At 31.2% G+C, this 14,210-nt stretch carries 20 protein-coding genes and 1 tRNA gene; 14 read left to right on the forward strand and 7 right to left on the reverse strand.

What is annotated here, in order from left to right; all coding sequences use genetic code 11:
• Nucleotides 1-273: 273 nt before the first annotated feature.
• The 5 genes from PXD04_RS16555 to PXD04_RS16575 form a co-directional block, all read right to left on the reverse strand.
• The gene (locus PXD04_RS16555) at nucleotides 274-1,236 is read right to left on the reverse strand and encodes an RNA-guided endonuclease TnpB family protein (protein ID WP_323735926.1); all 963 of its coding nucleotides are present in this window, start codon (nucleotides 1,234-1,236) and stop codon (nucleotides 274-276) included.
• Nucleotides 1,211-1,399, reverse strand: a complete 189-nt coding sequence (locus PXD04_RS16560) for a helix-turn-helix domain-containing protein (protein WP_323735927.1) — start codon at nucleotides 1,397-1,399, stop codon at nucleotides 1,211-1,213. The genes PXD04_RS16555 and PXD04_RS16560 overlap by 26 nt, the downstream gene beginning before the upstream one ends.
• Nucleotides 1,400-1,581: 182 nt before the next feature.
• Complete coding sequence (locus tag PXD04_RS16565; protein ID WP_323735928.1) at nucleotides 1,582-1,986, reverse strand: transposase; 405 nt, start codon at nucleotides 1,984-1,986, stop codon at nucleotides 1,582-1,584.
• Between the two features lie 29 nt (nucleotides 1,987-2,015).
• A complete protein-coding gene (locus tag PXD04_RS16570; RefSeq protein ID WP_323735929.1) occupies nucleotides 2,016-2,561 on the reverse strand; it encodes a hypothetical protein in 546 nt (181 codons plus the stop codon).
• Between the two features lie 323 nt (nucleotides 2,562-2,884).
• The gene (locus PXD04_RS16575; protein ID WP_323735930.1) at nucleotides 2,885-4,306 is read right to left on the reverse strand and encodes a hypothetical protein; all 1,422 of its coding nucleotides are present in this window, start codon (nucleotides 4,304-4,306) and stop codon (nucleotides 2,885-2,887) included.
• Between the two features lie 541 nt (nucleotides 4,307-4,847).
• On the opposite strand from PXD04_RS16575, the gene PXD04_RS16580 reads away from it, so the two are divergent.
• The 14 genes from PXD04_RS16580 (at nucleotide 4,848) to rpsB (ending at nucleotide 12,813) form a co-directional block, all read left to right on the forward strand.
• Nucleotides 4,848-5,813, forward strand: a complete 966-nt coding sequence (locus tag PXD04_RS16580; RefSeq protein WP_323735931.1) for an RNA-guided pseudouridylation complex pseudouridine synthase subunit Cbf5 — start codon at nucleotides 4,848-4,850, stop codon at nucleotides 5,811-5,813.
• A gap of 351 nt (nucleotides 5,814-6,164) precedes the next feature.
• Nucleotides 6,165-6,248 (forward strand) — tRNA-Ser (locus PXD04_RS16585).
• Nucleotides 6,249-6,522: 274 nt separating this feature from the next.
• Entirely contained in the window at nucleotides 6,523-6,975 is a 453-nt protein-coding gene (locus PXD04_RS16590) for a 30S ribosomal protein S13 (protein WP_323735932.1), read from the forward strand.
• A 49-nt stretch (nucleotides 6,976-7,024) separates the two neighbouring features.
• Nucleotides 7,025-7,582 (forward strand): 30S ribosomal protein S4, encoded by a 558-nt coding sequence (locus PXD04_RS16595; RefSeq protein ID WP_323735933.1) that lies wholly within the window; start codon nucleotides 7,025-7,027, stop codon nucleotides 7,580-7,582.
• A gap of 44 nt (nucleotides 7,583-7,626) precedes the next feature.
• The gene (locus tag PXD04_RS16600) at nucleotides 7,627-8,019 is read left to right on the forward strand and encodes a 30S ribosomal protein S11 (protein WP_292475138.1); all 393 of its coding nucleotides are present in this window, start codon (nucleotides 7,627-7,629) and stop codon (nucleotides 8,017-8,019) included.
• 24 nt (nucleotides 8,020-8,043) lie between these two features.
• Nucleotides 8,044-8,841 (forward strand): DNA-directed RNA polymerase subunit D, encoded by a 798-nt coding sequence (locus PXD04_RS16605; protein WP_323735934.1) that lies wholly within the window; start codon nucleotides 8,044-8,046, stop codon nucleotides 8,839-8,841.
• 5 nt (nucleotides 8,842-8,846) lie between these two features.
• On the forward strand, nucleotides 8,847-9,206 hold the full coding sequence (locus tag PXD04_RS16610) for a 50S ribosomal protein L18e (protein WP_409988276.1): 360 nt from the start codon (nucleotides 8,847-8,849) through the stop codon (nucleotides 9,204-9,206).
• A gap of 10 nt (nucleotides 9,207-9,216) precedes the next feature.
• On the forward strand, nucleotides 9,217-9,645 hold the full coding sequence (locus PXD04_RS16615) for a 50S ribosomal protein L13 (protein ID WP_323735935.1): 429 nt from the start codon (nucleotides 9,217-9,219) through the stop codon (nucleotides 9,643-9,645).
• Between the two features lie 24 nt (nucleotides 9,646-9,669).
• Entirely contained in the window at nucleotides 9,670-10,071 is a 402-nt protein-coding gene (locus PXD04_RS16620) for a 30S ribosomal protein S9 (protein WP_323735936.1), read from the forward strand.
• 6 nt (nucleotides 10,072-10,077) lie between these two features.
• Nucleotides 10,078-10,245 (forward strand): DNA-directed RNA polymerase subunit N, encoded by a 168-nt coding sequence (locus tag PXD04_RS16625; protein ID WP_323735937.1) that lies wholly within the window; start codon nucleotides 10,078-10,080, stop codon nucleotides 10,243-10,245.
• 161 nt (nucleotides 10,246-10,406) lie between these two features.
• On the forward strand, nucleotides 10,407-10,595 hold the full coding sequence (locus PXD04_RS16630; protein ID WP_409988277.1) for a DNA-directed RNA polymerase subunit K: 189 nt from the start codon (nucleotides 10,407-10,409) through the stop codon (nucleotides 10,593-10,595).
• A gap of 125 nt (nucleotides 10,596-10,720) precedes the next feature.
• On the forward strand, nucleotides 10,721-11,965 hold the full coding sequence (gene eno, locus PXD04_RS16635) for a phosphopyruvate hydratase (protein WP_323735938.1): 1,245 nt from the start codon (nucleotides 10,721-10,723) through the stop codon (nucleotides 11,963-11,965).
• Nucleotides 11,966-11,975: 10 nt separating this feature from the next.
• On the forward strand, nucleotides 11,976-12,158 hold the full coding sequence (locus PXD04_RS16640) for an indolepyruvate ferredoxin oxidoreductase subunit alpha (protein ID WP_323735939.1): 183 nt from the start codon (nucleotides 11,976-11,978) through the stop codon (nucleotides 12,156-12,158).
• 58 nt (nucleotides 12,159-12,216) lie between these two features.
• Nucleotides 12,217-12,813 (forward strand): 30S ribosomal protein S2, encoded by a 597-nt coding sequence (rpsB, locus tag PXD04_RS16645; protein ID WP_323735940.1) that lies wholly within the window; start codon nucleotides 12,217-12,219, stop codon nucleotides 12,811-12,813.
• Nucleotides 12,814-12,843: 30 nt separating this feature from the next.
• Here rpsB and dusB read toward each other — a convergent pair whose 3' ends face one another.
• Together dusB and PXD04_RS16655 are read right to left on the reverse strand one after the other, a co-directional pair.
• Nucleotides 12,844-13,839 (reverse strand): tRNA dihydrouridine synthase DusB, encoded by a 996-nt coding sequence (gene dusB, locus PXD04_RS16650; RefSeq protein WP_323735941.1) that lies wholly within the window; start codon nucleotides 13,837-13,839, stop codon nucleotides 12,844-12,846.
• Between the two features lie 93 nt (nucleotides 13,840-13,932).
• Nucleotides 13,933-14,172: a hypothetical protein gene (locus PXD04_RS16655; RefSeq protein WP_323735942.1), complete on the reverse strand. Its 240-nt coding sequence runs from the start codon at nucleotides 14,170-14,172 to the stop codon at nucleotides 13,933-13,935.
• Nucleotides 14,173-14,210: the final 38 nt, after the last annotated feature.

Raw genomic sequence — 14,210 nt, forward strand, 5'->3', positions numbered from 1 at the left:
TTTGAAGTATAATGTAATTGTTTTTATGCTTTTTTAGGCTCTGTAGAAAACCTTGCTTTGAGGGAAATATGAGTAATAACCCAAATATAGTATTTTTACAGAGGGAAATATTTTATTTCAATATTCTCCTTTCTTCATCATAATACAATTCTCACTCATATTGAGTAATTGTATTTTTCATTTGATTCCTGCCTAATTGCCGCTAATGCTAAGCATAGTAAGTGGTACAGGCGATCTCCGGGAAACCCTCGGTTCATATAAATTAATGTGTGATTAATAATGATTTTGTTTGATTTTTTTTAATCCTTCATGGTGTATGTTTTTGGCTGCGTTTATGTCTCTGTCGTGTTTGTTACCACATTGGGTGCATGTCCATGTTCGGTTGTTTAGCGTTAAGTCTTCATTGTAGTATTGACAGTTGTTGCATGTTTTGCTGGATGGGTACCATTGGTTTATGTGTATTAGTGTTCGTCCGTGTTCGTATGCTTTTTGTTCTATTATTTTTGTGAACATGTGCCATGATTTTTCTTGTATACTCTTGGATAGTCTGCTGTTTTTTAGCATACCTTTGATGTTTAGTGTTTCCATGCAGATTACTTGGTATTTTTCTGTTAATTGTTGTGCTATCTTATAGAAGTGATAGTCTAGTATGTTATGTATTTTTTCATAGGTTTGTGCTATTTTCTTTTTGATTTTATTATAGTTTTTGCTGCCAAATTCTTTCTTGGATATTTTTCTTTGTAATCTTCGTATTCTATTATTTAGCTGTGCGATTTTGTTTTGTTGTGGGAAAGGTATTATTTTGCCCGTGTTTATTGTGACAAAACGTGATACTCCCAAATCTATACCACAACTACGATTATTACTCTTAAAAATATGTCTTGTAACATTTTTACATAAAATAGAAATAAAATATTTGCCTGATGCTTTTCTTTTAACAGTTACAGATTGTATTTGGCCAGTTATCTTTTGATGGGTACGAAATCGGATCCAACCTACCTTAGGAAGACGAATAAATTTGTCCTTAATTCTGATATTGTTATTGATATTATTGGTTTTATAAGATTGTACTGGATTATATTTATTTTTATGGCGTGGATACTTGCTGATTTGGTTAAAGAATCTGTTAAATGCATTTTCTAAATTTTTCAATGATTCAATTAAACCTGTGGAATCAACTCGTTTTAACCAAATTTTAGACTTTTTTAGCTCAGTTAACATTAGCTGAACAATCATAAAAAGACAAATACTCCCCATTTTCAGTATATACTTTCTTTTTGGCATCCAGAAAAGTATTAAAAACAAACCGACAACAACCAAACTGATTAGTGAAAAAATTCTCCTGAACCTCATCAGGATAAATACGAACAACAAAACTCTTATACATAACAACTATCAAAAAAATACACCAAATAATAAAATATTTAAAAATAGATAATAAATTATTACTTATTGTATAGTTAATAATTATTTTTGATAATAGTATTTAAATATTTTGATAAAAAGTATTACTTTTCACACTTTATTCATATGATTTCTACAGGGCCCTTCTTTTAAAAAATTATGGCTCTGTAGAAATCCCTATTTTTGTACAATTTGAATCGATCTGTAAATATTGTAGAATACATTTTTAAGTTTTGTTTCTTTTATTTGTAATGTAGTACTTCTACTGTTGTTTATTCCGCGGAATTTTCTTTTTTCTACACTGTTTACTCCTTCTACTTGGTTTCTGAATCTGTATACTTGTGGTCTGAATATTGTTCTGCATTTTGACCTGTATGTACCACTTTTTTGTCTTGTTTTAACTGGTATTTGAAGCAATGCTGTAGTTTCTTCAACAATCGTTTGTTTAATTAGTTCAGTATCATAAGCTTTATCAGCTAATATGTATGTAGGATTATAACATCTTATAGCTCTAATTGCACTTATTGCGAAGTTTGTATCATATTTTGGTCCTTTTATAGCATTATTGTGTCTTATTAACATGTATTCTGAGTCCACAGTTATGTGGTTTTTTATGTAGCTACGTCTTGTTTTTTTTGGGTTCTGTTATTATAATATAGGTCAGAATATGAATTGGTGAATCCTGTTCCGTCTAAACTGAAATAACATTCAGAAACTGGGAAATGTTGTAATAATAATCTATCAATTTCTTTTAATTTTTCAACAGATAGTTTTTTAAAGAATTTTTGAATAGTAGTGTAATGTGGAATAGTTTTAAGGTTTAAAACTTTCGGTAATTTGTCTGATAATGATAAATTGTTTATAGTGTTCATATAATCATATTTATTATATGTTTTATATGCTAAAATTGCAAATAACTGAGGTAATGTGTATTTTTGTTTAGAATAAATTGAGGAATACTTATTAAATTTTATTTTAGCATAATTATATGCTGTTAAAACAAAATCTAACATCATATTACCAGTTAAATCTACTTTTTCAATTTTTGATAATTGTAGTAAAGAAGGAGTTTTCTGTCTTGAAAGTCCAAAATCGAAAAGTTTAAGTTGTCTAGAATTCAAATAATTATTTATAGAATAGATATTTTCTGTTTGCATAATTATATCTATTCTATTTCTATTATAAATACTTATTTTATCTTGTATTACTTTTTAGTTAATTATTATTCTGTAAAAATTAATTTACACTTGCAATAAGTGGTTGTTCAGAATCCGGTTGATGTTTGATTCTGATTTTTCTTTTTTGTGTTTGAAGTTGTGTGTTTTTAGAGTGTATGATTGGGTTTATTTACAAAAAAGAGTGTGTTCTTTGTTTCGTTTTGTTTTTATTGTTGTTTGTTTTTGTGTAGTTTTGAGAGAGAGAGTTATTGTGTGCAGTTAATTAGGGGCTTATAAATTTAGTGTTGTTTTGGGATTTTTTTTTAGATGTATGTGTTTAGATCTATGTTGTCTGTTTCTTTTAGTACGTTGCGGTGTGTCCAGCGTATTTGTGCTATTTTTATTGCTTTTTTGAGTCCTTGTAGTGTTTTATAGATTCTTTTTTGGCTTCGGGGTAGTGTGGTTCGGTAGTAGTTTTCTACTGTGTTGTTGGTTGCTGGTATTTCTTCATCAAGCAAGTGGTTTAACATGGTTTCTAGTTCGGGTTTGATTTTTTCTAGAAATTTTGTTATGTGTTTGTTTATTCCTTTTTTTTGGTTGTGTATGGTGTTGAATCGTCTTTTGGCTTCTTTGTATGTTTTTGCTGTGAATATTTTTTGTATGCGTTCTATGTCATATTGTATTTTCTTTAGTTGTTTATTGTTTTGTCGTATTTCTTTTTTGTGTGTGGATATTGCTTTTGTTAGTGTTTTAATTTTTTGTATTTGTGTGTTTGTTTTTTTATCTTTTAAAGGTATGCGTCCGGCGTATTTCTTTTTGTTTTGTTCTATGTTTTTTATTTTTGTTGTTTTACTGTTGATTTGTTCTTCTATTGTTTTGTTTTTTCTTCGTATTTTGTTGGTGTGTTTGTTTAGTGGTGTCATTAGGTTTTTCATTAAGTGGAAGTAGCATCTGTGGTGTATTGCTCCGGTTGCTTCTATTATTGTTTTGTAGCTTTTTCTTCCATCGGTTATTATTGCTTTGAGTGGTTGGGTGTTTATTGCTGTTTCTAAGAAGTTTTGTATAGTGTTATCATTAAATTCGTCCTGGGCTACTATGTATTCGTACATTATGAGTTTATTCAGATAATCTATTAATGTCATCCGTAGGTAGAGTTTTCTTTTAATAAAAACGTACTGTTCGTCATATGAATAAACTCCTGAGGGTTGTATGTTCATTTCTTTAATTTTTTGATATTGTTGTGATGCCAGATAATTCAGTAAGTCATTAGTATATTTTTGTTCATGATATAAAATAGTGTTACGTGGTATCTGTACTTCATACTGATCATAAATACTTTCTTTTTTATTTTGATATGATGAATATCCAATTAATGATTTTATTATTCCTTTATTACAGATACTTCTCATATAACTACAGAATTTATCTTTAAACTTAATAAGGGAGCTTATACAACTGCTTTTTTCACACTGATTATGAATATATTTTTGATATTTAACTTCCACATTTTTATTTAATCGAATACTTTTAGTACCATTACACGCTAATGGTTTTTTACAGACCTTACAAATAGGATTACGTTTAATAACACGTACTGGTAGGCCTTCTTGTAAAGCTATATCAATAATATCTTCAAAAACACGTGTTTGACAATCTTCATAAACTTGAACTTCATTAGTTTTACCACAAAAAATAATATCAAGTTCAAACATATTATCTTCAGTGGAGTTGAGAGTTTGTTTCATAATAGTATATATTACTCCACATCCTATATATACTATTTTATGAGCTTATTTTAAGAAATAATAAAATAATCGGGAGCATATTATATAATAAACATAGTATATCTCGGATTATTAAAATTTAAGCTTAAATCTTTCTTTTTATATCAATTAAACATTTATAGAACCTATTTAATTAAAAGTATCTTAAAACTATTAATTTAATTAATCAAGCTTTTATTTTAATTAATTTTAGAAAAAAGAAGTTTATCATTTTTTATATATTAAATAAAAACTAAATAATTATTTAATTTAAATTTAAGAATATTTAAATTGTTGTTTTAAAAAAGTATCAACCGGATTCTGAACAACCACGCAATAACTGTAATAATCTATTTTTATCAAAGTATTACTTGAATTTTTAGAAAATAATCGATTAAAATAGAAATTTTTTTGCGAAATATGATAAAAATATAGGTTTTCTACAAAGCCCTTTTTTAATAAAATTCTTTAATCACTTGTTATCATATATATTATTATAATTTATTTTAGGATTTGGTTTTCTATGGTTGATTATGATTTTAAACAAGAAGCTGATACTGATTATAGTTATGGTTGTCCACCTTCTGAGAGGACTTTAGAAGAGCATATTAATAAGGGTATTATTAATGTTGATAAGCCTTCTGGTCCTACTAGTCATGAGGTGGATAATTGGGTGAAGGATATTATGCATGTTGATAAGACTGGTCATGGTGGTACTCTTGATCCTAAGGTTACGGGTGTTCTTCCTGTTGCTATGAATACTGCCACCAAAAGTTTACAATTTCTGCTTTTTTCACCCAAGGAATATGTATGTCTTATGAGATTACATAAACCAATAAGTGAAGAACGTATAATTGAAATACTTGACGAATTTACTGGTAAGATTTATCAAATACCTCCAGTTAAATCAGCGGTAAAACGTGAATTAAGAGTACGTAATATTTATGAGATTAAACTATTAGAAATAAGAGACAATCAAGATGTACTTTTCAGGATAAAATGTGAATCAGGAACATACATAAGAAAATACTGCCATGACATAGGAGAAGCACTGGGCTGTGGAGCACACATGGCAGAACTAAGAAGAACAATGGCAGGATCATTCAAGGAAGATGAAACACTGACAACACTACAGGATGTTACAGACGCTTACCACTTCTACAAGGAAGATGGAGACGAAAAGTACCTAAGAGAAATTATTCAACCAATGGAACATACAACTAAATACGTGAAAAAGGTATATGTAAAGGATTCAGCCGTGGATGCAATATGTCATGGAGCAAGTCTGGCCAGTACTGGAATAGTAAAACTTAACAATCAGATACATGAAAATAACATGGTTGCAGTGATGACACTTAAGGATGAGCTACTGGCTATGGGGAAAAGTTTATATAGTGCGGATGACATAGTAGATATGGATACTAAAATAGTGGTAAATATACAAAAAGTATTTATACTACCAAATACATATCCTAAGATGTGGAAGTAATAGCATAGGAAAAAAATAATAAAACATATTTTTTTCGTATATGATTATTCTTCAAATAGCACAATAACATTTTTTAATTAACTGTAGAACCTGTAATATGCGTATTATGGGCGAGGTCAATATTAACATATTATTATTGGAAAATATAATAGTATAACAAAGTTTTACATAGATTAGCTTTGGCTATGTAAAAATATTATGAATAAAATAGAGTACACTCTCTGTAACATCGAATATATTGTCTTTTCTATTAGTTATTAAAAGATGAGACTATTTGGGAAGAATTTATATTCGAGAAGATAGATATTATTGTTTTAAAAGAACAGTTAAAATAATTATACGCAGATATATGCCGAGATAGTCTAGCTTGGTAAGGCGCAAGACTGGAAATCTTGTGGGCATCCGCCCTCCTGGGTTCAAATCCCAGTCTCGGCGCTTATAATTATTTTAAATTAATATCTTGAAAATTCATTAAAAAATTAACTACTTTTTAACGATTTATTTATTATTTTTAATCACAACATAAACAGGATACTGTTTTGACTAGATTAATTCCGAATTGATTAACTAGATAAATAACACATTTCAATGATAAATTTTATAATAATTATAATAATTCAAAGCTTATTTTTTCTTATAATAGAAATTACTTCACACAAATATTAGATTAATCTAGTTTTTTAATTATATGATAAAAAGGAGAATTCAAATGGCTGAAGAAGAATTTAGACATATGGTCCGTATTACTCGTAAAGACGTAGACGGAAGCAAAACAATTGCATCAGCTTTAACCGAAATCAGAGGAATAGGTAAAGCATTCGCAATAGCTATATGTAAAGTTTTAGATCTAGATCAAGAACAACAAATAGGTTACATCGATGATGCATCAGTTGAAAAAATCGAAGAAGTACTTGAAAACCCTCAAGAATTCGGAATTCCTGAATGGTTCTTAAACAGAAGATTTGATTACGAAACTGGTGAAACAAAACACCTAATCGAATCTGACTTAAACATGACATTACGTGATGACCTCAACAGAATGAAAATGATCAGAAGCTACAAAGGTAAAAGACACGAAGTCGGTCTACCAGTACGTGGTCAAAGAACTAAATCAACATTTAGACACGGTTCATCTGTTGGTGTAAGCAGATCAAGAGGATAAACTTAGAAAACAAAACTTTTTTATAAAAAAATATTAAGGAGATTTGATTATGGGACATCCAAGAAAACCACGAAAACAATACGACACTCCATCACATCCATGGAATGCAGAACGTATACAAGAAGAAAACAGATTAGCTGCAAAATATGGTTTAAAAAATAAAAAAGAAATATGGAAAGCAGACTCAAGAGTAAAAAGATACAGAAGAGATGCTCGTATTATCTTAGGTATGGACGTTGACGAAAGACAACAACAAGAAGCAGAATTATTAAACCATCTTGTAAGATTAGGATTTATCTCACCTAACGCTAAACTAGAAGAAGTATTAGACTTAAACGTAGAAGACGTTCTAAGAAGAAGATTACAAAGTTTAGTACACAGAAAAGGATTAAGTCAAACAGCTAAAGAAGCAAGACTATTTGTAGTACATGGTCACATTACCCTAAACGGTAAAAAAATTAACGCACCAGGACACTTAGTAGCAGTAGCTGATGAAGACAACATAGACTTCTATCCAGGTTCACCAGTTGCACATAAAGTAGATGCTCCACAAGAAGCAGAAGCAGAAACAGAAGAAGTAGCAGCAGAAGAACCAGACGAAGAATAAACACAAGATGTTATAATTACTAAAAATAATTTATAGGTGATAAAATGGCAGAAAATGATAAATGGGGTGTAGCTCACGTTTACTCATCATTTAACAACACTATTATAACCGTAACTGATATAACTGGTGCTGAAACAATTACACAATGGTCTGGTGGAAAAGTTGTACGTTCTGACAGACAAGAATCATCACCATTTGCAGCTATGGAAGCAGCAAACAGAGTAGCTGATGATATTAAAGAAAAAGGAATTGCTGGACTCCATATTAAAGTACGAGCTTCTGGTGGAAACGGTCCTAGAACACCGGGACCTGGTGCTCAAGCAACAATAAGAGCATTAGCAAGAGCTGGTATAAAAATTGGTAAAATTGAAGACGTAACTCCTATACCTCACGACGGAACTGGTAGACCAGGTGGAAAAAGAGGTAGAAGAGTATAAGTATTTTAACAAAAGGGTCATAGTATGAATATAGAAATAAGAGAAAAGGATGAAGAAAGAGCTGTATTTGTAGTTGAAGGTGTAGATGACACATTTATAAATACAATTAGAAGAATATGTCTAGTGGAAATCCCTACTCTTGCAATTGAAGATGTTAACATTTTCAAAAACGATGCAAAAATGTTCGATGAAGTACTAGCTCATAGATTAGGATTAATCCCAATCAAAACAGATTTAAACTCCTACATATTTAAATCAGAATGTGACTGTGACAATCATTGTTCAAGTTGTAGTGTTTCATTTCTTTTAAAAGAAAAAGGTCCTAAAATAGTATATTCAAAAGATCTAAAATCAGACGACCCAGCTATAAAACCAGTTTATGATACAATACCAATAGTAGAACTTCGAGAAGGCGAAGAAGTTGAATTAGAAGCTATAGCAGAACTTGGTTTAGGTTCCGAACATGCAAAATGGCAGGCAACAACAACATGTGGATACAAATACTATCCAAAAATCATCATAGACAACGATAAAGTAACAGATCTAGAAGAATACGTTGAAGAATGTCCAAGAAACGTGTTACAAATTGAAGACGGATTACTAACCTATAATGATGTGGAAAACTGTTCAACATGCAGAACCTGTCAAAGATTATCAGAAAAAGATGATAACGGCATAACCATAGACTTTGAAGAAGGGAAATATATATTCAAAATCGAAACAGACGGATCATTAAGACCAGAGGAAGTTCTAACAATAGCTTGTGATATACTATCAGAAAAAGCAGATAATATTATAAACTTTGTTAATGAGGAGGAATAATTAAAATGAAATTATCAAAAACTAACCCTAATACAATTGATTTAATCAAATCCCTCACCAAACAATCATCTGCAGAAGATGCTCCTATATGGAAAGCTGTTGCTAACGAGCTAAAAAGGGCTAATAGAAAAAACAATGAAGTAAATGTTTACCATATAGACAAATATTCTGACGACGATGATACAGTACTTGTACCAACAAAAGTTTTAGGTGAAGGTAACATAACCAAAAAAGTAACTGTAGCAGCATTTAAATTCTCACAAGAAGCAGAAAAGAAAATCGTAGCTGCTGGCGGAAAATGCCTAAAAATTGATGAACTAATGGCTGAAAATCCAAAAGGATCTAATGTTAAAATCATAAAGTAGGTGGATTAAGATGGTAACAATTATTGATGGAGAAGGATTAGTACTTGGAAGACTAGCAAGTACAGTCAGTAAAAGACTCTTAAACGGTGAAGAAATCACCATTATTAATGCTGAAAAAATAATCATCTCTGGTAACAAGGATTTTCTCTACGCTAGATACAAACAAAGAGTAGACAGAGCAAGTATCTCAAACCCAAGAGACTTAGGTCCAAAATACCCAAGAAGACCAGATGATATATTCAGAAGAACAGTTAGAGGAATGATTCCTTACAGAAAAGCTCACGGAAGAACAGCATACAAAAACTTAAAAGTAAACGTAGGCGTTCCAAAAGAGTTAGAAGGACAAGAAGTAGTGGAAGTTAAAGAAGCACAACCTAAAAATATTCAGAAAAGTATGGAATTAGGTACAATTTCTAAATTATTAGGTGCTAAATTTTAAATAAAACTAGAGGTCGTGTAAAATATGAGTAAAGTAGTACACACTAGTGGAAAAAGAAAAACCGCTATTGCTAGAGGTACAGTAAGAGAAGGAACTGGAAAAGTTAGAATTAACCGTAAACCAGTTGAATTATACAACCCAGAATTAGCAAGATTAAAAATATTCGAACCATTAGAATTAGCAGGTGACATGGTAAACTCTGTAGACATCAACGTAAGAGTAGTTGGTGGAGGAGTAATGGGCCAAGCAGAAGCTGCAAGAATGGTAATCGCTAAAGGTTTAGTAGAATACTTTGGTGACATCAACCTCAAAGACAGATATGTTCAATATGACAGAACAATGTTAGTAGGGGACCCACGTCGTACAGAATCCAAAAAATTCGGTGGACCAGGTGCAAGAGCTAGAAAACAAAAAAGTTACAGGTAAATTCTTATGTTACTCGTAAGATGTTTTTCGTGTGGAAAAGTTATCTCAGCAAGTTTTGATGAATTTAAGGAAAGAACAGAAAATGGTGAAAGTCCAAACGATGTTCTAGATGATCTTGGAATTACAAAATATTGTTGTAGAAGAATGTTCATATCACATGTAGATGTATGGTAAGGAACATTTTATTAGGAAACTAAATAAGGGAGCTAAAAATAATAAGGTAACATTACCTATTTAATAGGCACTCCTCTCCTTTTTACCTTTAAGGTATGGGGGAAAACTTTTTAGTTAAGTTGATGAATAGGATATATACCAGTAAGGAGCATTTAAGAAATATGCAATCTAGAAAAGATACAAGATTTGAAAAAGCTAGATTAATTGGATCACGAGCACTTCAAATTTCAATGGGTGCAACACCAATGGTTGAATTCCAACCAGACGAAGACACAATTAAAATAGCCATACGTGAATATGAGGAAGGAGTACTTCCATTAGATGCAGTAGTTAAAGATGAATACAAATAATTTTTTATTTATTTTTAATACACTGAGTATGAAAAAAAACTTTCTTATTTATACACTTATAAGCAGATAAAAAAATAGCCCTTTAATTGAACAACTATTTCTACATTTAAAAAGAGGTGTTTTTTATGGATAGTGTAATTGAAGACGTACGATTAAGAAAAATTATAGATAGTAGAGGAAATCCAACCGTTGAAGCAGACATATTAACATGGAACGGATTCGGTAGAGCTGCAGCACCTAGTGGAGCAAGTACAGGAGTAAACGAAGTTGCATCCTTCCCTGAAGGTGGAGTAGACCAAGTAATAGCTGAAGTAGAAGACTTAATATCATCAGAAATTATTGGAATGGAAGCAGAAGATCTAAGAGAAATAGACACAGTACTAAAAGAAATTGATGGTACAGACAACTTCTCAACAATAGGTGGAAACACAGCAGTAGCAGTATCCATGGCTACAGCAAAAGCAGCAGCTTCAAGTTATAACTTACCATTATACAAATTCCTAGGTGGAATAATGCCTGTATCAATTCCATACCCACTAGGAAACATGATAAATGGTGGAGCACACGCTGGTACAAACGCACCTGATATACAGGAATTCCTAGTTATCCCAGTAGGAGCAACCAGCATAATAGAAGCAATGGAAACAAACATTAACGTCCACAGAAGAATAAAAGAAAAAATCCAAGCAACTGACAGTACATTTACTGGAGGTAAAGGAGACGAAGGTGGATGGGCACCAAACCTTACCAATGAACAAGCATTAGAAATACAAACTAGTTCATGTACAGAAATAACTGATGAAACAGGAGTAGAAGTAAGACCAGGATTAGATGTTGCAAGTAGTGAATTCTGGAACGAAAAAGAACAAAAATACATCTATGAACGTGAAGGTGCTTCAAGAACTGTTGAAGAACAAATTGATTACATTGCTGACTTAGTAGATACATACAAATTCTTCTATGTAGAAGACCCAATTCAAGAAAATGATTTCGAAGCATTTGCAGAATTAACAGCAAAATCAGGTAAATATTGTTTAATCTGTGGAGACGACTTATTTGTAACCAACCCTGAAATTCTTGCAAAAGGTATTGAAGCAAAAGCAGCAAATTCCTTAATCATTAAACCTAACCAGATAGGTACATTAACAGATACTTATAACTCTATCCAATTAGCAAAAGCAAACAAATATGTTCCTGTAGTATCACATAGATCTGGTGAAACTACTGATGAAACAATTGCACACATAGCAGTAGCATTCAATGCACCAATTATTAAAACTGGAGCAGCTGGTGGAGAAAGAATTGCAAAACTTAATGAATTAGTCAGAATCGAAGAAGAATTACCAAATCCTAAGATGGCTGATTTATAATGGAGTTATTATGGATATTAGTATAAACTATGATAAGTGTAATAACATAGGTTGTCTTGAATGCCTGGACATTTGTCCTATGGATGTCTTTGATTTAATCGCAGAGCGTTTAGTTTATGATATTTCTAAGTGTGTAGGATGTCTGGCATGTCAGGAAGTATGTGCTTATGATGCTATCAGGGTTTTATATTAATTATATTAAAAACGAATTATTATTAAATAAAAAATGAATATTTTAAGAGGTAAATAAAATGTCTGAATTATTAATACCATTAGATAAGTACCTTGCAGCAGGTTTACACATAGGTACTCAACAAAAAACTAAAGATATGGAAAAATACATATACAGAGTAAGAGCAGATGGTCTTCACGTATTAGATGTAAAAAGCAGTAATGATAAAATTCTCATTGCAGCAAAATTATTATCAAAATATGATCCTGATGATGTGCTCGTAGTAAGTACAAGACAGTATGGTCAAGCACCTGTAAAAAAATTCGGTGAAGTAACTGGTTGTAAAACAATTCCTGGAAGATTTATTCCTGGTACACTTACAAACCCTAGATACTCAAAATTCATTGAACCTAAATTATTAGTTGTTACTGACCCACGTAGTGACTCACAAGCAGTTATTGAAGCAAGACAAAACGGTATTCCTGTTGTTGCATTATGTGATACAGAAAACCTTTTATCAAATGTTGATGTAGCTATACCTGTTAACAATAAAGGTAGAAAAGCTATTGCTTTAGTATACTGGTTACTTGCTAGACAAGTTTTAAGAAACAGAGGTATCTTAAATAGTGATGAAGAATTCGATTTAGAACCTACTGATTTCGAATTAAAAATATAATACTATTTATTAGTGGATAAGAATGGGTTCTTATCTATTTTCCTTTTTTTCTATTGATTCTAGATAGTTATCTAGTAATGTGTATAATTCTTTTTTTGTGTTTGTTTGAAATATTTTTTCTTTGATTCTTGCATTGAATGGTAGTTTTTTTATGTAGTATGATGCGTGTTTTCTGATTTTTATTATGGCTATTTTTTCATCTTTTTCTTCTTCTAGTAATAGTTCTGTGTGTTTTTTGATCATGTTTATTTTTTGTTGTGCTGTTATTGTTTCTGGTTTTTTGTTATGGTCTAGGTAGTTGTTTATTTGTTTTATTAGCCATGGGTTTCCTAGTACTCCTCGTCCTATCATTATTGCATCACATTTTGTTTCTTGGAGCATTTTTTCTGCATCGTAGCATGTCCATATGTCTCCGTTTCCGATGACTGGTATGTTTACATTTTCTTTCACTTGTTTTATTATGTTCCAGTCTGATTTTCCGGAGTATTGTTGTGTTTTTGTCCGTGGATGTACTGTTATTGCACTTGCTCCTGCTTCTTCTATTATTTTTGCTATTTTTGTTGCGTTGATGTGTTGTTGGTCCCATCCGCTTCTTATTTTTGCTGTAACTGGTATGTTTACTGAGTCTACTGTTTTTTCTATTATTTGTCTTATTAGTTCTGGTTTTCTTAGTAGTCCGCTTCCTGATTCTGCTTTTTGGCATATTTTGTCTACGGGGCATCCCATGTTGATGTCTATTATGCTTGGTTTTATGTTTTCTTCTATGTATTTGGATGCTTCTTTGTATTTGTCGGGTTGTTTTCCGAGTAGTTGTATTGCTATTGGTTTTTCGTCTTGTGTTATTTTCATTTTTTTCTTTGTTTTGTGGTCGGGGTTTAGTATGGAGTTTGTGTGTATCATTTCTGTTTCTAGTAGTCCGCAGTTCATGTTTTTTATTATTTTTCTGTATGTGTGGTCGCATATGTCTGCCATTGGTGCTAGTACTGTTTGGTTTTTTATTTTTATGTTACCAATTTTCCATTTCATTTGTTATCACATTTTTAGAAGTAGTATGTTATTTTTTGTGGTGGTTATTTTAAATAGTTAATGGGGGTGGGTGGTGAGGGGTTTTTTATTTGTTTATTCTTTTATGATTTTTATGAGGTTGTTGTATTGTGCTGCGTCTTCGAATATTTCTAGTAGGTCGGGGTCTATGTTTTCTGTGTTTTTTAGTGTGATTTGTGTTTTTGAGTAGTGTCCTATGAGGTATTGGTATATGTCTTGGTAGTCTCCGTCGTATATGGGTAGGTCGAAGGTTTCTTTTAGGTATTTGTTTGGGTTTTGGTTGAGTTTGTTTATGTCTATTTCGTATTTTGTCATTTTTTTTTCTTCCTATTATTTTTATAACTATTGTTATA

Source organism: Methanosphaera sp. ISO3-F5 (assembly GCF_034480035.2).
Classification (GTDB): Archaea; Methanobacteriota; Methanobacteria; order Methanobacteriales; family Methanobacteriaceae; genus Methanosphaera.